Origin of the sequence: Clostridioides sp. GD02367 (assembly GCF_045900275.1) — a bacterium.
Lineage (GTDB): Bacteria > Bacillota > Clostridia > Peptostreptococcales > Peptostreptococcaceae > Clostridioides > Clostridioides difficile_A.
In genome coordinates, this window is sequence record NZ_JBJODK010000003.1 from 29803 (window position 1) to 51116 (window position 21314).

Annotated in this window: 25 protein-coding genes and 1 riboswitch; of the genes, 22 read left to right on the plus strand and 3 right to left on the minus strand. The window is 27.1% G+C overall.

Annotation, left to right across the window (positions count from 1 at the left end; translation table 11 throughout):
• Positions 1 to 50: 50 nt before the first annotated feature.
• Entirely contained in the window at positions 51 to 1715 is a 1665-nt protein-coding gene (locus Q3223_RS04155) for a glutamine--tRNA ligase/YqeY domain fusion protein (RefSeq protein ID WP_054270514.1), read from the minus strand.
• A 292-nt stretch (positions 1716 to 2007) separates the two neighbouring features.
• Here Q3223_RS04155 and Q3223_RS04160 point away from each other — a divergent pair, with 292 nt between their 5' ends.
• From Q3223_RS04160 to Q3223_RS04190, 7 genes are all read left to right on the plus strand, one after another.
• Entirely contained in the window at positions 2008 to 2721 is a 714-nt protein-coding gene (locus tag Q3223_RS04160) for a DUF2140 domain-containing protein (RefSeq protein ID WP_223153388.1), read from the plus strand.
• Between the two features lie 160 nt (positions 2722 to 2881).
• Positions 2882 to 3445 (plus strand): hypothetical protein, encoded by a 564-nt coding sequence (locus Q3223_RS04165; RefSeq protein ID WP_223153389.1) that lies wholly within the window; start codon positions 2882 to 2884, stop codon positions 3443 to 3445.
• A gap of 307 nt (positions 3446 to 3752) precedes the next feature.
• Positions 3753 to 5453: a hypothetical protein gene (locus Q3223_RS04170; protein ID WP_223153390.1), complete on the plus strand. Its 1701-nt coding sequence runs from the start codon at positions 3753 to 3755 to the stop codon at positions 5451 to 5453.
• 170 nt (positions 5454 to 5623) lie between these two features.
• Positions 5624 to 6241, plus strand: a complete 618-nt coding sequence (locus Q3223_RS04175; protein WP_054270510.1) for a hypothetical protein — start codon at positions 5624 to 5626, stop codon at positions 6239 to 6241.
• A gap of 110 nt (positions 6242 to 6351) precedes the next feature.
• Positions 6352 to 6520, plus strand: a riboswitch (Lysine riboswitch).
• An 81-nt stretch (positions 6521 to 6601) separates the two neighbouring features.
• Positions 6602 to 7795 carry an aspartate kinase gene (locus Q3223_RS04180; protein ID WP_054270508.1) on the plus strand — a complete coding sequence of 398 codons (1194 nt, stop codon included), beginning with the start codon at positions 6602 to 6604 and terminating at the stop codon, positions 7793 to 7795.
• 17 nt (positions 7796 to 7812) lie between these two features.
• Positions 7813 to 9105 carry a diaminopimelate decarboxylase gene (gene lysA, locus Q3223_RS04185; RefSeq protein ID WP_054270507.1) on the plus strand — a complete coding sequence of 431 codons (1293 nt, stop codon included), beginning with the start codon at positions 7813 to 7815 and terminating at the stop codon, positions 9103 to 9105.
• A gap of 204 nt (positions 9106 to 9309) precedes the next feature.
• A complete protein-coding gene (locus tag Q3223_RS04190) occupies positions 9310 to 9966 on the plus strand; it encodes a tetratricopeptide repeat protein (protein ID WP_054270506.1) in 657 nt (218 codons plus the stop codon).
• A 161-nt stretch (positions 9967 to 10127) separates the two neighbouring features.
• Here Q3223_RS04190 and Q3223_RS04195 read toward each other — a convergent pair whose 3' ends face one another.
• Positions 10128 to 11213 (minus strand): AI-2E family transporter, encoded by a 1086-nt coding sequence (locus Q3223_RS04195; RefSeq protein ID WP_054270505.1) that lies wholly within the window; start codon positions 11211 to 11213, stop codon positions 10128 to 10130.
• 191 nt (positions 11214 to 11404) lie between these two features.
• Here Q3223_RS04195 and Q3223_RS04200 point away from each other — a divergent pair, with 191 nt between their 5' ends.
• The 15 genes from Q3223_RS04200 to Q3223_RS04270 all read left to right on the plus strand — a co-directional run bounded on the left by Q3223_RS04200 (position 11405) and on the right by Q3223_RS04270 (position 20725).
• Positions 11405 to 12121: a pseudouridine synthase gene (locus Q3223_RS04200; RefSeq protein WP_074178226.1), complete on the plus strand. Its 717-nt coding sequence runs from the start codon at positions 11405 to 11407 to the stop codon at positions 12119 to 12121.
• A gap of 42 nt (positions 12122 to 12163) precedes the next feature.
• Positions 12164 to 12745, plus strand: a complete 582-nt coding sequence (locus Q3223_RS04205) for a class I SAM-dependent methyltransferase (RefSeq protein WP_054270503.1) — start codon at positions 12164 to 12166, stop codon at positions 12743 to 12745.
• Between the two features lie 400 nt (positions 12746 to 13145).
• Complete coding sequence (locus Q3223_RS04210; protein ID WP_021384902.1) at positions 13146 to 14018, plus strand: MurR/RpiR family transcriptional regulator; 873 nt, start codon at positions 13146 to 13148, stop codon at positions 14016 to 14018.
• A 313-nt stretch (positions 14019 to 14331) separates the two neighbouring features.
• Positions 14332 to 14463 carry a hypothetical protein gene (locus tag Q3223_RS04215; protein ID WP_255646262.1) on the plus strand — a complete coding sequence of 44 codons (132 nt, stop codon included), beginning with the start codon at positions 14332 to 14334 and terminating at the stop codon, positions 14461 to 14463.
• A gap of 469 nt (positions 14464 to 14932) precedes the next feature.
• The gene (locus Q3223_RS04220; protein ID WP_219673932.1) at positions 14933 to 15499 is read left to right on the plus strand and encodes a hypothetical protein; all 567 of its coding nucleotides are present in this window, start codon (positions 14933 to 14935) and stop codon (positions 15497 to 15499) included.
• A 279-nt stretch (positions 15500 to 15778) separates the two neighbouring features.
• Positions 15779 to 16180, plus strand: coding sequence for a hypothetical protein (locus tag Q3223_RS04225; protein ID WP_074178224.1), 402 nt, complete (start codon positions 15779 to 15781; stop codon positions 16178 to 16180).
• Positions 16181 to 16229: 49 nt separating this feature from the next.
• Entirely contained in the window at positions 16230 to 16355 is a 126-nt protein-coding gene (locus Q3223_RS04230; RefSeq protein ID WP_284182020.1) for a hypothetical protein, read from the plus strand.
• Positions 16356 to 16889: 534 nt separating this feature from the next.
• Positions 16890 to 17144, plus strand: a complete 255-nt coding sequence (locus tag Q3223_RS04235; protein ID WP_407811781.1) for a phage tail assembly chaperone — start codon at positions 16890 to 16892, stop codon at positions 17142 to 17144.
• Positions 17141 to 17287: a phage tail assembly chaperone gene (locus Q3223_RS04240; protein WP_265327126.1), complete on the plus strand. Its 147-nt coding sequence runs from the start codon at positions 17141 to 17143 to the stop codon at positions 17285 to 17287. Before Q3223_RS04235 ends, Q3223_RS04240 begins: the two co-directional genes overlap by 4 nt.
• Positions 17288 to 17447: 160 nt before the next feature.
• A complete protein-coding gene (locus Q3223_RS04245; protein WP_223153391.1) occupies positions 17448 to 17702 on the plus strand; it encodes a hypothetical protein in 255 nt (84 codons plus the stop codon).
• 57 nt (positions 17703 to 17759) lie between these two features.
• Positions 17760 to 18107 carry a DUF6054 family protein gene (locus Q3223_RS04250; protein WP_054270499.1) on the plus strand — a complete coding sequence of 116 codons (348 nt, stop codon included), beginning with the start codon at positions 17760 to 17762 and terminating at the stop codon, positions 18105 to 18107.
• Between the two features lie 253 nt (positions 18108 to 18360).
• Positions 18361 to 18948 (plus strand): TetR/AcrR family transcriptional regulator, encoded by a 588-nt coding sequence (locus Q3223_RS04255; protein ID WP_054270498.1) that lies wholly within the window; start codon positions 18361 to 18363, stop codon positions 18946 to 18948.
• A gap of 31 nt (positions 18949 to 18979) precedes the next feature.
• Positions 18980 to 19771 carry a bifunctional 2-polyprenyl-6-hydroxyphenol methylase/3-demethylubiquinol 3-O-methyltransferase UbiG gene (locus Q3223_RS04260; RefSeq protein ID WP_054270497.1) on the plus strand — a complete coding sequence of 264 codons (792 nt, stop codon included), beginning with the start codon at positions 18980 to 18982 and terminating at the stop codon, positions 19769 to 19771.
• Positions 19772 to 19936: 165 nt separating this feature from the next.
• Complete coding sequence (locus Q3223_RS04265) at positions 19937 to 20212, plus strand: heavy metal-binding domain-containing protein (protein WP_021384859.1); 276 nt, start codon at positions 19937 to 19939, stop codon at positions 20210 to 20212.
• Positions 20213 to 20497: 285 nt separating this feature from the next.
• The gene (locus tag Q3223_RS04270; protein WP_054270496.1) at positions 20498 to 20725 is read left to right on the plus strand and encodes a hypothetical protein; all 228 of its coding nucleotides are present in this window, start codon (positions 20498 to 20500) and stop codon (positions 20723 to 20725) included.
• Positions 20726 to 20835: 110 nt separating this feature from the next.
• On the opposite strand, the gene Q3223_RS04275 is transcribed toward Q3223_RS04270, so the two are convergent.
• Entirely contained in the window at positions 20836 to 21153 is a 318-nt protein-coding gene (locus Q3223_RS04275; protein WP_074178221.1) for a hypothetical protein, read from the minus strand.
• Positions 21154 to 21314 lie beyond the last annotated feature (161 nt).

Consider the following 21314-nt stretch of genomic DNA (forward strand, 5'->3'; position numbering starts at 1 on the left):
ATATAGTAGAAGTAATTTATATTTTAAGTCTTCATTTTTTTATTGTAGGATTATTTAGCTGGTTTAAAAGAACTTTTTAGAGGAACTATTCTATTAAATACAAGTTTTTCATCAGTTGTATACTTGTTATCTATACTAAAGAATCCATTTCTAACAAATTGGAATTTATCAAAAGGTTTAGCATTTTTTACTTGTGTAGGTTCAACAAAACCTTGTAATATTTCTAATGAATTAGGGTTTATTTGTTCTAGGAAATGTTTGCCTTCATTTTCAGGAACATCATCAAGAATTAATGGCTCAAATAATCTAAATTCACATGGTATAGCAGATTTAGCATCCACCCAATGTATTGTAGATTTTACCTTACGACCTGTAAAGCCAGAACCACTCTTAGTTTCAGGGTCATAAGTTCCATGTATTTCAATAACATTTCCATTTTCATCCTTAATTACATCAGTACATTTTACGAAATAAGCACCTTTTAAACGAACTTCATTTCCTGGGAAAAATCTGAAATATTTCTTAACAGGTTCTTCCATAAAATCATCCTGCTCTATATATAGCTCTCTAGAAAAAGGAACTAATCTCTTTCCTTGAGATTCATCTTTAGCATTATTTTCTATTTCAAGCATTTCAATTTTATCTTCTGGGTAATTAGTTATAACTAGTTTTAAAGGTCTTAAAATTCCCATAGCAAGAGGTGCTTTTGGTTGTAGATTTTCTCTTAGGAAATAATCAAGCATTTGGCTATCTACTGTAGAGTTAACTTTTGATACCCCTATTTCACTACAGAAATTGCGTAATGCTTCTGCAGTATATCCTTTACGTCTGATACCAGATATTGTAGGAACACGAGGGTCATCCCAACCATCAACAACACCTTCATCTACAAGTTGTTTTAATTTTCTTTTACTCATAACAGTATTGTTTATATTAAGTCTAGCAAATTCTATTTGTCTAGGTACATTTTCCATTTCACACTCTTTGACAAACCAATCATAAAGCGGTCTTTGGTCTTCAAATTCTAGAGTACATATAGAGTGAGTTATCCCTTCAATTGCATCTTCAATTGGATGAGCAAAAGCATACATAGGATATATGCACCATTTATCTCCTGTGTTGTGATGTGTTGAATGAGATATTCTATATATAATTGGGTCTCTAAGGTTTATATTTGGAGAACACATATCTATTTTAGCTCTTAATGTCTTTTCACCATCTTTAAATTCACCATTTTTCATTCTTTCAAATAAATCAAGGTTTTCTTCAATAGACCTATTTCTATAAGGACTTTCTTTTCCAGGCTCAGTTAAAGTACCACGATATTCTCTCATTTCTTCTTGTGTCAAGTCACATACATAAGCCTTACCTTTTTTTATTAATATTAAAGCTCTCTTGTACATTTCATCAAAGTAGTTAGATGCAAAATTTAACTCGTTCCAATCAAACCCTAACCACTTAACATCTTCTTTTATAGATTCTACATATTCAACATCTTCTTTTAATGGATTTGTATCATCAAATCTTAAATTAGCTTTTCCGTTAAACTCCTTAGCTAGTCCAAAGTTAAGACATATACTTTTTGCATGACCAATATGTAAATATCCGTTTGGCTCAGGTGGAAAACGAGTTATTATACTGTCGTGTTTTCCTGTTTCTAGGTCATTTATAATAATATTTTTTATAAAGTTAGATGAGTTCGTTTCATTTGACATATTTTATACCTCCTATTTAATTTGCTTATAATACAGGACACTACACTGTATTGCATAATATTAATTTTAATCCAAGATTAGAAAAAAATAAAGGTGTAATTAAGAGTATTATGCAAAATATTAACTTTTATACTAAAAACATGTTTTTTACAGTTTATTTACAAAAAATGAGATTTGTTGAATTAATCCTTAAAAGGCTGTATTATAATATGTATATTGTTAAGAATATTATGTGAAGTTAGTTATCTAAATTTATTTTAAATCTGTTGACAGATTTGTAAAGGAGACGATTATGGGAAAGGTTGCAAAAATTTTATTGAGTTTAATTGTTATTGTTCTAGTGTTTACAGGGATTATTGTATACACTTTGACACCAAAAGAAAGATATGATGTCAGTTCACAAAATAATGAAATTATAGATGAAGAATACTTATCAAAAGGTTCATATATAAATTCCATGGAAGTAGTAAAAAATCCACTTAGAATGGTTGGGAAAGTGTCTGTTTCAGAGGATGAGTTTAGAAATTTAATATATACATTAATGCATAAGCATGGGATTAAAGAGCTTGAAAATAATTTTGTTGAAATGAAAGATGGAAAAATAAAAGTGGCAGGGCCATATAAGGTATTTGGATTAATAAATAGCCAATATGAACTTGAATTGAGACCTACTTTAAAAGGAGAGAATCTAATTGTAAGCCTTGAAAATGTAAAACTTGGTAAATTCAAGATAAGTGATAAGATGTTAGAGAAAATACTAAGTAACTATAATAAAAAAGTTCCATTTGAAGTTAATGGAAATAAGGTTACTTTAGAGAAAAGTTATCTTTATCCAGTAACTCTTAAAAATATATCTATAAAAAAAGGAAATATTGATTTGGATATGGAAGTAGAAATAGATTTGAAGTCACAAATAAATGGGGCATTAGGATATTTGAAGGATTCTGGAAAGGCTCAGGATATACTAAATCATTTGATTAATTTAAAGAAAACAGCTGTTGGTTAAAAATATAGAAAACTTATATTTATATTTTTATTATATTTCATATAACATTGGAGTACTTTAAAATCAAAATTTGTAAAATAACATTTATTGTGTTAGAATGTTCTATGATATTAAGTTGTAAATACGTAATATTATTTAGTTACTAGATTGGGGGGAAATGATGAATAAAGTCTATATTGTAACAACATATACAGGAACTGTATTATCTTACTTAATAAGGAATATAAGTAAAAAACTGTATACACATGTGTCAATATCACTAAATGAAAATTTAAAGCCAATGTATTCTTTTGGGAGATTAAATCCGAGAAATCCGTTTATTGGGGGATTTGTTGAAGAAAATATAAATCAAGGATTATATGCTATAAGAAAAAATACTGTGTGTAGAGTATATTCATTAGAAGTAGATAATTTACAATATGAAAATCTATTTAAAAATATAAAATTAATTAGTGATTATAGAGAAGATTACTATTATGATACAATGGCATTAATATATTTGCCAATGAATATTCATAGACAATCTGAATATAAATATGTATGTTCAAACTTTGTTGCTGATATGTTAGAAAAAAGTGAAATAGACATTTTAAATAAACAATCATTTGAAGTAACACCAAATGATTTTTATAATTTACCTGGTTTAACCTTAGAATATGAAGGTTTATTATCAGAATATAATTCTAGACAACATTCTTATGTATCAAAAATCGCAAACATCTAAAAATTTATTTTAGAGTTTATCATATAAAAACTATTGCTAGATAATTAGGCTGAAGATAGTAGTTTAACTTCGAGAGGATTAAGAATTCGTAAATCTTAGTTAGAATACTTTCTTCAGTTTTTAAATTTTAGTGATTATCTGTATTTTTACAGTATTTTTGGGGTATATAGATAAGATATAATTGAATAAAATATCTATATAAATGTATAAAGATATCTTAACACATAAATAAATATGATAAATATTTATTTTTTGTAAATATATGGATATAATAGTAATAATAACATTTTGTAGAGAGGAGTATTAAATGAAACGATATCTTAAAACATATGGAGTTGCAATAATAATTGTAGCAATTTATGCATTTATTAAATTACCTGTACTTAGATTAGATTTCACATCTTTATTTTCAGTAGGAATAATTTTCTTTGTTGTGGCAGGAATACTAGATATGATGTTAGATAGAAATGAAAGAACATCTAAACTTGCTAAATATAATTTTTCAATAGCAATAGCTTTACTTGTGTATATTGTAGTTGTACCTTTTATAACTTCTACACCTGTATTTCATGCAAAGGCATATAAAGAATTATTAGGAAAAGTAACTGAAAGTAAATTTACTGACGACATTAGTCCTGTCAGTGTAAATGACATTCGTCTTGTAGATGAAGATATGGCCATGAAATTGGGAGATAAAAAGCTTGGAGAAGTTCCAGCTATAGGTAGTGTGTCAAAATTAGGAAAATTCCATATACAAAATGTGGATGGAGAATTGTACTGGGTTGCACCTCTTGTTCATAGAGACATAATTAAGTGGGTAACATCTTTAAGTGGTTCAAGTGGTTATGTAAAAGTATCTGCAAGTAACCCTCAAGATGTTCAATTAGTTCAAGAAATAGATGGAAAACCAATAAAGATAGTATATCAACCAGAAGCTTACTTGCATCAAGATTTACAGAGACATTTATACATACATGGTGTGGTAAATGTTGGTATGACAGATTTTACCCTTGAAATAAATGATGAAGGGAAACCTTATTGGGTTGTAAGTTTATATGAGCATAAAATTGGTTATGGAGGAGCAAATGCTACAGGAATAGCTACTGTTGATGCAGAAACTGGAAAAATAAATGTTTACAATGTTAAAAATACACCTAAATGGGTGGATAGAATCCAGCCACAAGAATTTATAACAGACCAGATTAAAGACTGGGGAGTTTATGTTAATGGATTTTTAAATTCTGTTATATCAGAAAAAGGAGTACTAGTGCCAACAGAAGGAACATCATTAGTTTATGGAAATGATAATAGGTCTTATTGGTATACAGGTATAACATCTTCAGGAGGAGATGAATCTACAATTGGATTTATGTTAGTTGACTCTAGAACAAAAGAAGCTAAATTATATAAGCAACCAGGAGCTACTGAGACAGCTGCAATGAAATCAGCTGAAGGTAATGTTCAAGAAAAGAATTATGAAGCAACATTCCCTGTAATGTATAATATATTAGGTCAACCAACATATGTATCATCGTTAAAAGATAAGGCTGGTCTTGTAAAGAGAGTTGCATTTGTATCTGTTGAAGATTATAATGTGCTTGGTTTAGGTGAAGATAAAAACGAAGCATTGAGAAACTATAAAGATTCATTAGAATCTAAGGGTAATGATTTAAAACTGGATAATGATTTAAAAGATGAAGTCATAGAAGGTACAGTGACAAGAATAAGTCCAGATGTACGAGGTGGAAATACTAATTATTATGTGACTTTAGATTCAAATAAAGAGATAATATTCAAAGCTACTTCAAAAGTATCTAGTGAATTGCCATTGACTCAAGTTGGAGATAAAGTCAAAATATCATATTCAAAAGAATTATCTGGTGTAATTGAAATGTCAGAATTTGATAACCTAAATATTGCAAACTTTGAAGATAAAAAAGCAAAAGAGGGAACAGGAACTGACGAAAATACAAACTCTCAAGGTTCTGAGAATCAAGATAATGTATAGTTTAACTTAAAAAAATCGAAAATAGTATTTAATATATTAATAGCTAGTTTTTATAAAATTTATTTTTATAAAAACTAGCTATTTTATTTTAATTCTTTGTAAATTTAATGTCATAAAATTAATATAATATTAGTACAACTTTGCAAATAATACTTCAAGGAGAATGTACTATGACTAATATGGAAAAAGAGATATTGCTTTTAATTAGCAGGGTTAGATGTGTTACAGAAGCTCAATTTAGAAAAATTTATGGAGACCAAAAGAGATATAATAAAAAAAACTTTAAAAAAACCTTGAGAAAAATGTGTAGTGAGTATACACTTAAAAAATATCCTTGTGATGTAGATTATTATAATTACAAAGACCTCTCATACGTATACTATTTGAATGGTAGTAAACTTTTTAAGGGAGATGATTTAATAAAGGCTCTAGTAGGGTCAGAATTAGTTGTTAGAATCAATACTGCAGGTTGTGATGTAAAAAGATTCTACCGAAATGTTAGTGTGGATGATATGAAATATGATTTATTTATTGAATATACAGACCAATTTGGTAATATAAAACAGGTTCTAGTAGATGTTGATTTAAATAATGAAATAGATATTTCTAAATATGAAAATCTTTCTAGAAAGATAGATAAATCTACAATTCCATTTTTTAAAGTGCCAAACGTTTTGGTAGTTACACCAGATAATCTATCTGAATTAAATGATTTAGAGAGATATGATAGTGAGTATAGTATAAATTTTATAGATTTAGGATTAAATAAACTATTTAATTGTATATAACCTAATTTTAAAAAAGAGAATTATAGATTTGCCACATTTTGTAAAATAATTGTTGCAATATTATATAGAATGTGATAAAACTATATTAATAAATTAATTAAAAATAATGAGCCTAGGGTAGAGGTAGCTATATTCAATAGTATTCAATAGGAGCTGGTAAGTGTTGATGATTGATGAAAGGGTCTATAGCCGAAGAAAATTTGTTGACGGATGGATTTTCTGGACTTATGCAGAATATGTATAAGGCTGTCACTTTTAAAGTGATGAGCTACAAGGTTACTTGGTCTATGAGATTTACACGTCCAAAGTATACCTTTGGGCGTTTTTATTTATCAAAATTTAACTTGAGGGGGAAAAAGCATGAGTATAATTGTTCAAAAATATGGTGGAAGTTCGGTGGCAGATACTGATAAAATAAAATCAATTGCAGAAAACATAATAGAACGAAGAAAAGAAAATCCACAAATGGTAATAGTTGTGTCTGCCATGGGTAAATCCACTGATGAATATATAAAGTTGGCTAAAGAATTGAGTAATGAACCTAGTAAAAGAGAATTGGATGCTTTGATGTCTACTGGAGAAATGATTTCAGCTTCTTTATTATCAATAGCATTAAATGCACTTGGATGTAAGGCTGTAAGTTATAATGCTTATCAGCTAAATATAAAAACAAGTGGTCTTCATGGGAAGTCTCAAATTGATGATATAAATGTAAATAGAATTAAAAATAGTTTAGATGAAGGAAATGTCGTAATAGTAACTGGATTTCAAGGAATCAATGAAGATGGTGATGTAACTACTCTTGGGAGAGGTGGTTCAGACACATCTGCTGTGGCTCTTGCAGTTAAATTAAATGGGAAATGTGAGATATATACAGATGTTGATGGAATCTATTTTACAGACCCAAGAAAATATTCAAAGGCTAGTAAACTTGATGAGATTGAATATGAAGAAATGCTTGAGTTAGCAAGTTTAGGAGCACAAGTAATGCATTCAAGAAGTATAGAACTTGCACAAAAATATGGTGTTGAAATTTATGTTGGACGTACATGTGGTACAGTAAAAGGAACATATATAAGAGGGGGAAAAGATATGAAATTAGAGGATAAAGTAATAACAGGATTAGCTACTAGTGATGACGATAGCTCTATAACAATCAAAGATTTTAAAGCAGAAAATATATCTAGTTTATTTGAAGATATAGCAACTATAGGGATAAGTGTAGATATGATAAGTCAGACTGCACCTATCTTAGATAAAATAAGTGTATCATTTACAGTTCCAAAAGAAGAATTAGGAGAATGTAAGAAGATAGTATCTAAGTACACAGATGAAGAACATGTAGTGGTTGATAATAATATCACTAAATTCTCTTTGGTAGGTCTTGGCATGAAAAATACTTCTGGAGTTGCTGCTAAGGTATTTAAGATATTCAATGAAAATGGTATAATGATAAAACTTATAACTACATCAGAAATTCGTATAACATGTGCTATAAATTCTGATGATAAGCAAATAGCTATAGAAAAAATAGCAGAAGTATTTAATATATAAAATTTGGGGAGGATATTATGAAACTTCATGGAACTATGACTGTAAATGATAATGAATTATATATTGGAGGAGTGAGTTGTTTAGAGCTTAGTGAAAAATATCAAACTCCACTTTATGTATTTGATGAAGCTTTGGTAAGACAAAACTGTAGAGAATATGTAGAATATTTTAAAGCCAAAGATGGAAAAAACAAGGTTGCTTATGCAGGTAAAGCTTTTTTACCTATTTATATGTGTAATCTTATAAATGAAGAACAAATGTGCCTAGATGTAGTTTCAGGAGGCGAATTATATACAGCCTACAAATCAAATTTCCCTATGGAAAAAGTTTTCTTCCATGGAAATAATAAGACTAAAGAAGAAATAAATATGGGATTAGATTTAGGTGTAGGTAAGTTTGTAGTAGACAATTTTTATGAATTGGATTTGATTGAAAAGTTATGTGAAGAAAAAGGTAAAGTTCAAGAAATATATTTTAGAATAACACCTGGAATAGAGGCTCATACACACGATTATATAAAAACTGGACAGATAGATTCTAAATTTGGATTTGCCTTAGTGAATGGAGATTTATTTAGAGCAATAGAGAAATTGAGTGAATACAAGAATATAAGACTTGTGGGTCTTCATGCTCATATAGGCTCACAAATATTTGATGTAGAGCCATACATAGATACAGTGGACATAATGATGAACTTAGTAAAAGAGATAAAAGAAAAATTCAATATACAGTTAACAGAAATTGACTTAGGTGGAGGTGTAGGGGTTTATTACAGTAAAGAAGATAAGCCTAAGACTATAAAAGAATTCTGTGAGACTATAATTGCTAAAGCGGAAAGTTCATGTAAAGAGCTTGGGATAGAAGTACCTATATTGGTAATAGAACCAGGAAGATCAATAGTTGCAAATGCAGGAAGCACATTGTATACAGTAGGTTCAATAAAAGATATAAAAGATGTTAGAGTTTATGTAAGTGTAGATGGAGGTATGACAGATAATGTAAGACCTTCTCTGTATCAAGCTAGTTATGAGTGTAGTATTGTAAATAAAATTAACCATGAGACTATGAATCATGTAACAATAGCTGGAAAATGTTGTGAAAGTGGAGATATATTGATTGGGGATATAGATATAATGGATATTAAAAGTGGAGACATACTTATAACGACATCAACAGGTGCATATGGGTATTCAATGTCTTCAAATTATAATAAAATACCAAGAGCAGCAGTAGTATCAGTATTTGATGGAAATGATAAGGTAATATGTAAGAGACAAAGTTATGAAGATTTATTAGCTTTAGAAGTATAGAATGAAAATTAAATATTAAGTTTATTATAAGTAGATTTACTAAGGTATATATGGCTCTAAATTAATTTTTAGTTTGTTGTAGTTATACATAGCATATCTACTTATTTTTTTCTTTTACTAACAAATTTCTTGTAATAAATATAAAATATTTTAAAAACTTCCTAATTATGATAAAATTTAAAGTATATAACAAGGAGGGGTTTAATGAGAGGAAGAGTAATTTTATTAATATCGATATTATCTATATTTCTTGTAGGATGTTCATTTAATAATAAAGATGAAATAAATTTAACTGAGCAAGGAAAAACATACTTAGAAAAACATGACTATAAAAAAGCTATGGAATCATTGTCCTCTGCATTAGAAGAAGACAATACTAATGAGAATGCAAGGGCTATGTATATGCAAGCTATGAGAATGTCAAATATGACTGAGTTTGAAGAAGCGAAAAATTATGAGGATGCAATTAAGGAACTTAAGCTTATAGAGAAAATAAAAAATGGTTCATCTGTTATTAAAGAAGAAGCAACTAAAAAGAAAGAAGAATTAACTAAATTAGAAAAAGAACAAAATGAAGCAGAAGAGCAAAGAAAGAAAAAGGCAAAAGATACAGCAGGAGAAGATAGGTACAGAGTAGAATCAGACGCAAGAAAAACTTCTTATAGTAGAAATAGTAAAACTAATAAATCTAGTTCTAAAAATAACAGTAAAAAATCAGATGATGATAAATCTGATAATAATAGTAGCTCTTCTCAGAATCAAGAAAAACCAAATAATAATCCAGCACCAACACCACCTTCTCCAGATACTAGTGGTGGAGCAGAGAGTGGAGAAAATTCTCAAAGTTCAAATAATCAATAAATATAAAATGTGCATATATTTTTAATAAATAAAATATGCATTATAAAAAATTAGCTCTTAGCAAATTGTTTTTGCTAAGGGCTAATTTTTTATAAAATAGTTCAATAAAAAGCAACTAAATTTGAAATTAAAAATTTAAAAGTATATACAATAAATATAAGTTATTGTAGCCGATTATCTATATATTTATCAACATAAGTTTTTACAACAGCTGCTATTGGCACTGAAAGGAAAACACCTATAAAACCAAATAGAGATTGACCTATTAAAATTGCAGAAATTACCCATATAGCTCCTATACCAACTTGATTACCCATAACTTTTGGTTCTATAAAGTTTCCATCTAGTTGTTGTAATATAAATATGAATATAACAACCCAGATAGTTTTTTGTGGGCTATATAAGATTGTCATGGCTATTGGAGGTATTGCACCAATAAAAGGACCAAAATACGGTATTATATTACCTAAGAATATTATTGAAGCTAAAAATAAAGCATTTTCTATTCTGATAACAAATTGAAATCCTAAGAATGCAATTATACCAATAATAAGAGAGTCTAATATTCTACCAATCAAATAATCATAGAAAATGTCATGAGTAGTTCTAAAGAATTCTATAATATCATCTGCTTTGTTTCTATCAGTAGAAGAGTATAGTAATTTTTTAAACCCCAATGCAATTTTTTCTTTGTCATATATAATATATATAGACAGTATAAATCCCATTGTCATATTAAATAACATAGAAGATATACTAAGTGCATAGACTAATAAGTTTTTAGGAATTCTACTAATGGAATCATTTGCCTCTTTTAACACATTATCTAAGCTATGTTGTATGTGAGGAACTAAAGTCTTTAAAAAATCTATGTTTGACATATTTTTTTCTATAAAATTGTTTATATAATCAGTGTACATAGGCATTTCACTTATTAACCTGTTTAATGTATTGGCGATTGATGGAATTAACAATCTAATTCCAAAAGCTAAAATAAGACCTATAAATATATAAGCTATAAAAATAGCTAAAAGCCTATGTGCTTTAAATCTTATTTCAAAAAGCATTACTAATGGATTTAAAAGTAAAGCAAGCAAAATAGCTAGAAAAAATGGGCCAAAAAACTTTAAGAATCCTTCAATACTAGATATAAAATCTGATGGAGTATTAACAAATTTAAAAAATAAAATTCCAATAAACACGACTATTAAATAGTATTTTACATTTTCTTTTGAAATAATAATCACTTCCTTAAAATAGTGTTTAGTCAGCTATTACATATTAATAGTATGTGAAAAGAAATTACAATTATTTAGGAAAATTAAATAATTTTTTAGCTTGTTTTTAATCAAGGTCTAGTATAGTATAATAATGTAACAAAATTAACATTGATAAAAATATCAAATAACATATAATTTAAGATAAGAAAGGATTATGTATGAGAATTAATAAGTATATAGCTTCTTGTGGGATTGCATCTAGAAGAAAAGCAGAAGAAATTATTCTTGAAGGAAGAATAAAGGTAAATGGAAATGTAGTAAAAGAGTTATCATTTAATATTGAGGAAGATAAGGATATAGTGGAATTTGATAATAAAAAAGTAAAGCCAAGTGAAAAGCATGTATATATAGTGTTAAATAAGCCAGAAGGATATATAACTACAGTGAAAGACCAGTTTAATAGACCAAGTGTAATAGATATACTTAAAGATGTGAAAGAAAGAGTGTATCCAATAGGTAGACTAGATTATGAAACTAGTGGATTATTGATACTTACTAATGATGGAGACTTAACATATAAACTTACTCACCCAAAACATGAGGTTAACAAAACATATGTAGCAAGTGTGAAGGGAATTATAAGTAATGATGAAATAAGAAAGTTTGAAAGAGGATTAAACATAGAAGATTACACAACAGCACCTGCTAAAATAAGAGTAACTAAAGAAAATAAAGAAAAGAATTATTCTGTATGTGAAATAACTATACATGAGGGAAGAAATAGACAAGTGAGAAAAATGTGTAAGGCTATAAATCATCCAGTTTTAAATTTAAGAAGAATTTCTGTAGGTAAGATAGAATTAAAAGATATAAAAGTCGGAGAATATAGATACTTAACAGAAGATGAAATAAAATATTTAAAGTCAATAAAATAAGATAACAATGAAATAAGGTTAACAGTAGGGAGAGATAGTATTATGGCATATGCAAAATATTTAACTAAAATTACAGATATAAATAAATTTTATTTAGAAAAGGTTATAAGTAAAGGTGATATAGTAATTGATGCTACTATGGGAAATGGATATGATACAATGTATCTGGCTGAAAAGGTTGGAGAAAAAGGGTTTGTATATGCCTTTGATGTACAAGAAGAAGCAATAAAGTCTACAAGTAAAAAAATAGAAAAAGAAGGCTATGTAGACAGAGTAAAACTAATATTAGATGGTCATGAAAATATGAATAAATATATAAAAGAAGAAGTTTCATGTGTTTTATTTAATTTAGGATATCTTCCAAGAGCAAAACATTCAATTATAACCAAACCAGATACAACTTTAAAAGCTATAAAGTTGAGTTTAAAAATGTTAAAAGAAAATGGAGTAATAAGTATTGCTATATATACAGGGCATGATGGAGGTCAAGAGGAAAGAGATTGTATATATAATCTTATCAATAATTTAAGTCAGGATGAATTTAATGTTTTAGAATCTAGATTTTTAAATCAAGTCAATAACCCACCACAATTGATTTTAATTGAAAAGAAAAAATCACAATAAATACTAAAAAAAACTTGACAAGATTCTATTAAGAGTTAATATATATATTGTGACCTCTTAAAAATACTTTAAATAATAAGCATACGATAGTTTGCTTTTAAAATAAAATATATACTTAAATATGCAAAATAAGATAGGAAACTTTTAAATGAGTAAAAATTGAAAAATTTAAAAGAAATATTGGATAAATATTAAAAAATGCAAGGAAAGATGGTATAATAAATTTAATCGAAAATACTATGTGATGTATAAGGTACAGAAAAGTTAGAATTTTATGAGTTTAAGAAGTTATAATAAAAATTAATATGAAGTTGAGATAAAAACAAAATAATAGAATTTTTACAGAAAAAGACAATATTAACAAAAACAAAATAGTTTGTATAACTAAAAGGAGAAAAAAATGGAAGAAACAAATGAAATGAAGGACAGTAAACATTTGATATCAAATATACAATCTCAGTATACGAGATTGAGTAAAGGTCAAAAACTTATAGCACAATATATTTTAAATAATTATGATAAAGTTGCATTTATGACTGCATGTAAATTAGGTGAAACTGTAGGTGTAAGTGAGTCTACTGTTGTAAGATTTGCAAATGCCTTAGGTTATAGTGGATATCCTAAATTACAAGCAGCACTTCAAGAACTCATAAAAAATAAGCTAACTACAGTACAAAGAGTTGAAATGGCACATGATTATTCTGATGATTTTGCAATATTAAACAAAGTTTTAAAGAGTGATATAGATAATATAAGGTCCACATTAGAAGAAATTGATGAAAGAGCATTTAAAGAAGCTTCTAATAAACTTTTAAGAGCCAGAAAGATATATATACTTGGTATGAGAAGTTCTTTTGTAGTAGCTCAATATTTAGGTTTTTACTTAGATATAATACTTGACAATGTTCATATAATTAGAATGGATATGGGAGATGCTTTTGAGCAAATTGTAAGAATAAATGAAGAAGATGTTATAGTTGCAATTAGTTTCCCTCGTTATTCAAAAAAATCTTATCAAATTGTCGATTATGCTAAGGAAAAGGGAGCACATGTAATATCATTAACAGATAGTTTGTTTGCACCAGTAGCATCACTTGCAGATAATACTCTTTTAGTTAAAAGTAATATGGCTTCATTTGTAGATTCTTTAGTTCCAGCACTTAGTATTTCAAATGCTCTTGCTATATCTGTTGGAATGAAAGAGAAAGAAGATATTAAACAACACTTTGATGATTTAGAACAAATTTGGAAAAGATATTCTGTATATGAGTAAATTTTGTATATTAATAAATAGTTTCAAGGGTTAAAACGTTCAAATCTAGCCCTATTTAAACAAAGATATTATAAAAAAACTGACTGACACTTAACTGACAAATTCCTTTTTTAGGTCTAACTGACATTTAACTGACAGTCAGTTTTTTGTTTATCTGAATAATGTTTTGCTTAAATTGTTAGAGACTTCTTTGGCCATTTCCTCTAAAACAATAGAATATCTATTCATAGTTATTTTTATATATGTATGACCCAACCTTTCAGAAACCACTTTCATATTTAGAATAGGAATTTAATACTCTAGGAAAAGATGTTTGGAATACAATACAAAATTTTCCTCTAAGGTATCTAAAACATATTTTGACTTATGCTTAGATTGTGGTGAAATAGTGAGAACTTATATAAATGGTAAGACTGACAGGAATTGGTGTAAAGATGAGAAATAAAAATATATAGGATTTAGACTATCTTTATAGATGCTCTTTTTTTATACAATAAATTAAGAGGACAATGAAGTTATTAAATTTAAAGAAGTATATAAAAAGATTAAGGAATTAATAGAAATTATCTAAACTAATATTAGTACCTGTTGGCTAATAATTAGCTTTATTCTTTATTATATGATATAATATAAAATAGAGATAAGGAAGTGGTTAGTATAGGAATATTAAAAAGTGCTGAATTAGTTAGAAAGATAGCACAAAGAATTGCTAGAGAAAAAGGAATAAGAGAGCAAGAAGCATGAAATGATGCTGTTACAGAGTATAAACAAAAACATAGATACTTAGTCTAGAGAATCATCTTTATAGATGGTCTTTTTTTATGTAAGAAGTTTGTGTAATAAATTAAAAATAAATGTAAAAAATATTATACAACTATAATAAGATAAAGTAATGTTTTTAAGGAGAAAAAGATATGTTTAATCAGTTTAATGAATTTCTTGGTAACTATATAAATATAATTTCTGTAATTGCATCATTTGCATCAATAGCAGCCTTGATTATATCAATTATAGCTTTTATGGAATCTAATAAACAAGCCAAATTGATACTAAAATATAGAAGAAATAATGAGAACAATATAGCTGGTGATTATTATGAAAATGGTAATGGATATATTAGACTTGATTCTAATAAGATAGATGATAAACCTGGTATCTATACTAAGATTCGTAGTAATAACTTAGTTGATTTTGTAATAGAAAACAAAAGTAAAATTGTTGCAAAAAGCCCTATATTAAGTTTGAAATTTATTAATATGGAAGTAGAGATTGAAGAAAATAATAACTTTGAACAAATAAATAGTGAGCTTAGATGGCATCCAAAAGATAATACTACAATCCATAAAGGAATAAATTTTAGAATAGAGCAATTTAATTTTAGAAACTGTGTTATGCTTAAAAAAGACGTTTATATAGAGGTAGTATTATCAGCTGATAATATGGAGACAAAGGAATTTAGAATACCAATAAAAGTATATTAAAGAACACTAGTAAGTGTTCTTTTTTTATTTAATGAATTGGAGGCAGTAAATGAATAAAGGAGAAGTTGTGTATTTAAATTTAGAATATATAAGACCTTATGAAAATAATGCTTTAAAGATTCAATTAAACTCAAGTAAAATCTTTGTATAAATCTTATTATATATTTAAAATATTTTTAGAATAATTATAAATTTATATTAATAAATGACTGTAAGAGTACACTTGTTTTATAGTATAATAAATTAATATATTATTCAGAAAATTAAGGAGAGATACTTATGCAAACCTTAGATGTATACATGAAAAAATTATGTCCACAGTATCTAATAAAACATAGTGAAATCGTTGATGAAGTAACTGTTGATGTACGTACACCAACAGAATATGGTAGTATAACTAAATTACAACATAATATCTCTGTTATTGATGAAAAAGAATATGACTTTCTGCACAGGAATAAACCTATTGCAGGAATTATTGTTTTATATGGTTTAATAAAAAATCGCAAAAATATAAAAGATAAACTCCTATCTATTAGTGATAACAATAGTAAAAAGATAATAATTGCTTGTTCTAAAGGTAGGATTCGTAGTCCAGTTGTTTGGATGTATTCTAGATATTTAAAAATAGATTCTAAAGTACTATTGGATGGAATAAACTCTATAAAAAATAATTCTTAAAAGCGAAAATTTGAGTATTTTGTAATTGTCGAATAGTTTTTGAAGGATATTGACCTTTGAAGTTGAATTTTATACTTTGGAAGAAATTAATATGGATGAAGAGTATTTAAAAGAATATTTATTTTATTATGAGAAATTAAAAGGTAAGAAGAGTAAAGAAGAAACTATAATTTAATAATAATAGAAAAAATAAATATATAGGACAATATAACTGTAGTAGATTTAAATGCTAGAAATAATATGTTGATATGGTTTTATACAGAATTGACTTTGTTTATTGAAATAGATAGTTTATCCATACAAGTTTTAAACAAAGCTTCATTTTCCATACTCATAACAATAATAGTTTTGATTCTTATGATGTATTTGTTATGAAAAAATGGAAAAGAGCTTAAGAATTTAAGCAAAGGAATAGAAGAAGAAAATAGCTTTATGATTAAATAACATCTATATATGAAAGGTATGAGTCCTAAAAAGGGCTCTTTTTTTATTCTCAAAACAAACAAAAATGAGATGGTTATATGGCTAAATATGAATATTGGATAACGGAATGGTGAGTATTTGGATGAAGATATGAGCTTTACATGTGAGTATTGGAAATTAGTTAAAAAGTTCAATTTAATATCAGGTACAATATAAAATATACAATAAGAAGAGATTAAAATAATATGAGTAATTCAAGTGCTTTTTAGTCTGAAATACGACAAAGATTGACAATGTAAAATATGTAGCAGATGATAGATTCTTAGATGAAGAAGGAAAATCAGTTGAATGGAAATTAAGATTTTTATCTTCTGAGGAATACGAAACCTTAAGAAGAAAGTGTCCTAAAAGGGTTAAAAGTTGTAGGCAATATACAAGTGAAATTGACTACAATAGCTATGTAGCTGAATTATGTGTAGCATCAACAGTATTTCTTGATTTAAAGAATGATGATTTACAAAATAGTTATGGAGGAATGTGAGAATTTCAGCTATTAAAATAATGCTTACAACAGGAGAATATATAAATTACACAGTAAAAGTGAATGAGGTTAATGGATTTGACACTTCATTTAAAGATAACATAGGAAAAGCAAAAACTAATTCGAGATGGAGAAGAATGTAGAACTTAAAACTAGAGATTAAATTGGCATAGTCACATTACTAATATATGAAAATGTTACAATCTTGGAAATAGATGGATATATATGTTGTATAGTATAATGTAGATAATATATCACTAAGTAAAAAATAACAAAGAAATCTAAATTATTAGAGGTGTATTTATGGAAAATAAGGATATTAAACTTACAATATGTATATTTGCTTTTGTAATTGGAATAATAGTGTTATTTTGCTGTATAGGTTTAGGGCAATTTAATATAGAATGTATTATGCGACAAAATGGTGGAGCAATGGATACCAACCAATACAATATATATTTAGAACAATCTATTTCACAGTATAGAAATTTTGGTTCTATATTGGCTTTATTAGGAGGAATAGGAATACTGTGTGATAAAAGTGTTAGAAAATACTAAAAAAGTACGTTTTTATTAAGATAAAAATTAATCTTTATTAAGGATGTGATGAATGATATGTCAAGAGAAGTGTTTACTGTAAAAATTACACCAGTAGAAGCACAGAGAATGGTAGAAAAGAATTTGGATGCAGATATAGTTTTTTCTGATATGTATAGCTTAGGGAATGGTAAACTTATACTAATTACAACTTTCGACAAATATTATGCAAGAAGTAATAGTAATTCAGGGTTAGTGGTGATTTGTGAAAATACAACTGGAAAAACTCTTGTTAAAATTGCTTCAACTGGAAGTTCGATAGGACTTCTTCAAATTGATTGGGGAGTAGGAAATAATTTGCTTAAAAGAGTAAAAAATATTCTTAGTGATTATATTATAGGTGTAATTAATATTAATAAAGGTTAAAACTGTACTTATTGTGTATACGAATAATAATCTTATAACTTCTTAAAGATAGGAAAAAGCAATAAAACTTAAAGTCAAGCTATTAGAAATTTCATAGAAATTAGTCTAGACTATAATAAGTGGAACATTTTAAGTTACAGAAAAAGTAAGAGTGTAAAAAATTAAAAACTCTCCCTTGACATAGTTAATTTGATATGAAACAATAGTTATACAACGTTAGTAATCTGAAAATCTAATAAGGAAGTGAAATTTAATGCCACCTAAAGCAAAAATAACAAAAAAAATGATTTTGAATATTGTATTGGAAATTACAAGGGAAACAGGATTTGAGACTGTAAATGCAAGGAGTATAGCAAACAAACTACAATGTTCTACTAGACCGATTTTTACTTGCTATGAAAATATGGATGAATTAAAAAACGAATTTCTTGCTTTTGCATATGAATACTACAAGCAGTATGTCACTAATTACAGTAATTCTGTAAATGTTAGCCCTTACTTAATTCTTCCTCTTTCATATATTGAATTTGCTCAAGAAGAAATACATTTATTTAAGTTATTATTTATAAATGATATGGATTTGAATATGACAGAGGCAAAGGATTTTTACAATGAGATTGACAATGAAAAAAGGGCAAGAGATTTTTCAGAAATCATTGGAATAGAATTAGAACGTGCAAAAGTAATATTCTTGGATTTATTCCTTTATACACATGGTATAGCAGTCTTAGTGGCAACGAAAAAATTAACATTAGATAGAAATAGTGCTGAAAAAATGGTAAGAAAGATATTGTCAGCTTTTATAATACAAGAAAAACCAGATTGGAATTTATCTATTTGATGTTTAATAATTAATATAGAAGGAGTATAATATGAAAACAAACAAATATTTAATTGATTTTTATAATAATTATGATGAAGATAGTAGACTGAGATTAAAGCATGGATTAGTTGAGTTTTTTACAACTATGCGTTATATTGAGAAATATATAAAACCTAACGACCATGTTCTTGAAGTTGGGGCTGGAACTGGACGATATTCTCATACGTTGGCACGTCAAGGATATACAGTTGATGCAGTGGAGTTAGTAGAGCATAATATAGAGATTTTCAATCAAAATACACAATCTGATGAAGATATAACCATCACTCAAGGTAATGCCAAGGACTTATCTATTTTTCCTGACAATAAATATGATATGACTTTGCTATTAGGTCCACTATACCATCTTTATAGCATAGAAGATAAACAACAAGCTCTTCGTGAAGCAATTCGTGTAACAAAACAAGGAGGAGTGATTTTCGCTGCATATGTCATATCTGATGGATGTCTTCTTGATGAAGGGTTTAAACGCAGTAATATTAATGTTGCTGAATATGTTGAAAAAGGATTAATCGATTCTCTGACATTTGACACCAAATCCGAGTCAAAGGATTTATTTGAACTTGTACGTAAAGAAGATATTGATAATTTAATGTCCATATTTCCTGTAACCCGATTGCATTATGTAGCATCAGATGGATGTGCATTATTTATGCGTGAAGCAGTAGATACAATGGACAATGACACATTTGAATTATATCTGAAATATCATTTTGCTACTTGTGAACGTGAAGATTTATTGGGGGTTACAAGTCATGCGATTGATATATTCAGAAAATAAGTATATGGATTTAAATTTAGAGATATTTTATAAATTGATGGTTGTTATTTATGAACTTATACCAACTAATGTAGTTTTGAAAGTATTATAAAAGTATAATTGTTTTTGTTGAAATACTACATAATTTAGACTACTATTAAAGAAAAGGTATTGGAGGATATAGATATGATTATAAGTACTGGAGATATTAAAGAAGAATATGGGGTTATAGATGCTATATTTGCAATAGACTCTCATAAGGAAGGAATTTTTAGAGGTGCAGACCCAAACTCAGCATTTAAAGGAGTAAAAGAACAATTAAAGAAAAAATGTGAACAATTAGGTGGAAATGCTGTAATTAATTGCCAATTTGAATATCGTATTGCTGTGGCAGATGGATTTGCAAGCAAAAAACAAGTTGTTGAAATATTTGCGTATGGAACAGCTGTAAAAACTTTATAATGAAATATAGATTAATTCAAAGGGTCACTTTAATCGATGGTCTATTTTATATATTATGGTAATATATAAAATAATTACTATGTAGTAAAGCATAAAGACATATTTACAAAATTAATAGCAGAAGGAGCATTAAATAAAAATATAAATGATAATGTATAAGTAAAAAATATGCTTAAAGGCACTATAATGTACAGTGGTGATTATAAGTATACATATTAGGATTTATATTATAAAAATGACAAAAGAGAATAATTTAGTAGTTGGTCTATCGAGTGATTTACTGGTTTGACAATACCAGCAAGAATAATAGGTAAGATTACATTTTTAACTAGAAAAGGGAACACTATAACAACGGGAAAAAAATTAACATTAAAAAAATATGAAAGTTTTACTTTAGAGCCAGAGTTAGGTAAGCAAATATTTGTACTTCAAGGTTCTTATTCAGTGCATAAATTTAAACCAGAATATAGCAAAAGATATTTAGATTGTTTAGGAGTCGCTTGCATGAAATAGTTATATGGGAGAAATTTTGAAAATTAAATTAGAAGTTTTTATTTAATATATATGATTAGAAGGTATCAGCTAGAGTTAGTTGTTACCTTCTTTTTTAATAAATTCAAAGTTTATAGAACGATATATCTTTTTCTAATTAAATAATACAATACGGCTGTTATAATTGCTACTACTATTATTACTATTATTGTACTCTCTGATTTTTTTATGAATAAACCCATTGTTATATATTCAAAGCTTATTAAATAGCTATAAAATATATCTAGTTTAACAGTTTTTTTTCTATCTATATTCCCATATTTTAATTCTAATTTATTGAAATATCTTTCACTACAAAAATTAGTTTTCCGTTTAATTAAATACCTTATTGTAGTCCCTATTATAATACCTATTCCAATAAGTATAAGATTGATATTATTAAAACTCATAGTAGGTACCTCCTTTAAAATTTAATAAAATAGAGCTGAGTTAAATTTTATTTTTTTTAGTAAATAAATGTGCCAAAAAATAAAATATACAAGCACCTGTTAGCATTCCAACTATAGTGTGAATTTCTATTTTCTTTTTAAATATAGAAATAAGTATAAAA

Excerpts from the sequence above, each read along its gene's own strand:
- Q3223_RS04155 (WP_054270514.1), bottom strand. The coding sequence starts at position 1,715 with ATGTCAAATGAAACGAACTCATCTAACTTTATAAAAAATATTATTATA.
- Q3223_RS04160 (WP_223153388.1), top strand. The coding sequence starts at position 2,008 with ATGGGAAAGGTTGCAAAAATTTTATTGAGTTTAATTGTTATTGTTCTA.
- Q3223_RS04165 (WP_223153389.1), top strand. The coding sequence starts at position 2,882 with ATGAATAAAGTCTATATTGTAACAACATATACAGGAACTGTATTATCT.
- Q3223_RS04170 (WP_223153390.1), top strand. The coding sequence starts at position 3,753 with ATGAAACGATATCTTAAAACATATGGAGTTGCAATAATAATTGTAGCA.
- Q3223_RS04175 (WP_054270510.1), top strand. The coding sequence starts at position 5,624 with ATGACTAATATGGAAAAAGAGATATTGCTTTTAATTAGCAGGGTTAGA.
- Q3223_RS04180 (WP_054270508.1), top strand. The coding sequence starts at position 6,602 with ATGAGTATAATTGTTCAAAAATATGGTGGAAGTTCGGTGGCAGATACT.
- lysA (WP_054270507.1), top strand. The coding sequence starts at position 7,813 with ATGAAACTTCATGGAACTATGACTGTAAATGATAATGAATTATATATT.
- Q3223_RS04190 (WP_054270506.1), top strand. The coding sequence starts at position 9,310 with ATGAGAGGAAGAGTAATTTTATTAATATCGATATTATCTATATTTCTT.
- Q3223_RS04200 (WP_074178226.1), top strand. The coding sequence starts at position 11,405 with ATGAGAATTAATAAGTATATAGCTTCTTGTGGGATTGCATCTAGAAGA.
- Q3223_RS04205 (WP_054270503.1), top strand. The coding sequence starts at position 12,164 with ATGGCATATGCAAAATATTTAACTAAAATTACAGATATAAATAAATTT.
- Q3223_RS04210 (WP_021384902.1), top strand. The coding sequence starts at position 13,146 with ATGGAAGAAACAAATGAAATGAAGGACAGTAAACATTTGATATCAAAT.
- Q3223_RS04220 (WP_219673932.1), top strand. The coding sequence starts at position 14,933 with ATGTTTAATCAGTTTAATGAATTTCTTGGTAACTATATAAATATAATT.
- Q3223_RS04225 (WP_074178224.1), top strand. The coding sequence starts at position 15,779 with ATGCAAACCTTAGATGTATACATGAAAAAATTATGTCCACAGTATCTA.
- Q3223_RS04245 (WP_223153391.1), top strand. The coding sequence starts at position 17,448 with ATGGAAAATAAGGATATTAAACTTACAATATGTATATTTGCTTTTGTA.
- Q3223_RS04250 (WP_054270499.1), top strand. The coding sequence starts at position 17,760 with ATGTCAAGAGAAGTGTTTACTGTAAAAATTACACCAGTAGAAGCACAG.
- Q3223_RS04255 (WP_054270498.1), top strand. The coding sequence starts at position 18,361 with ATGCCACCTAAAGCAAAAATAACAAAAAAAATGATTTTGAATATTGTA.
- Q3223_RS04260 (WP_054270497.1), top strand. The coding sequence starts at position 18,980 with ATGAAAACAAACAAATATTTAATTGATTTTTATAATAATTATGATGAA.
- Q3223_RS04265 (WP_021384859.1), top strand. The coding sequence starts at position 19,937 with ATGATTATAAGTACTGGAGATATTAAAGAAGAATATGGGGTTATAGAT.
- Q3223_RS04275 (WP_074178221.1), bottom strand. The coding sequence starts at position 21,153 with ATGAGTTTTAATAATATCAATCTTATACTTATTGGAATAGGTATTATA.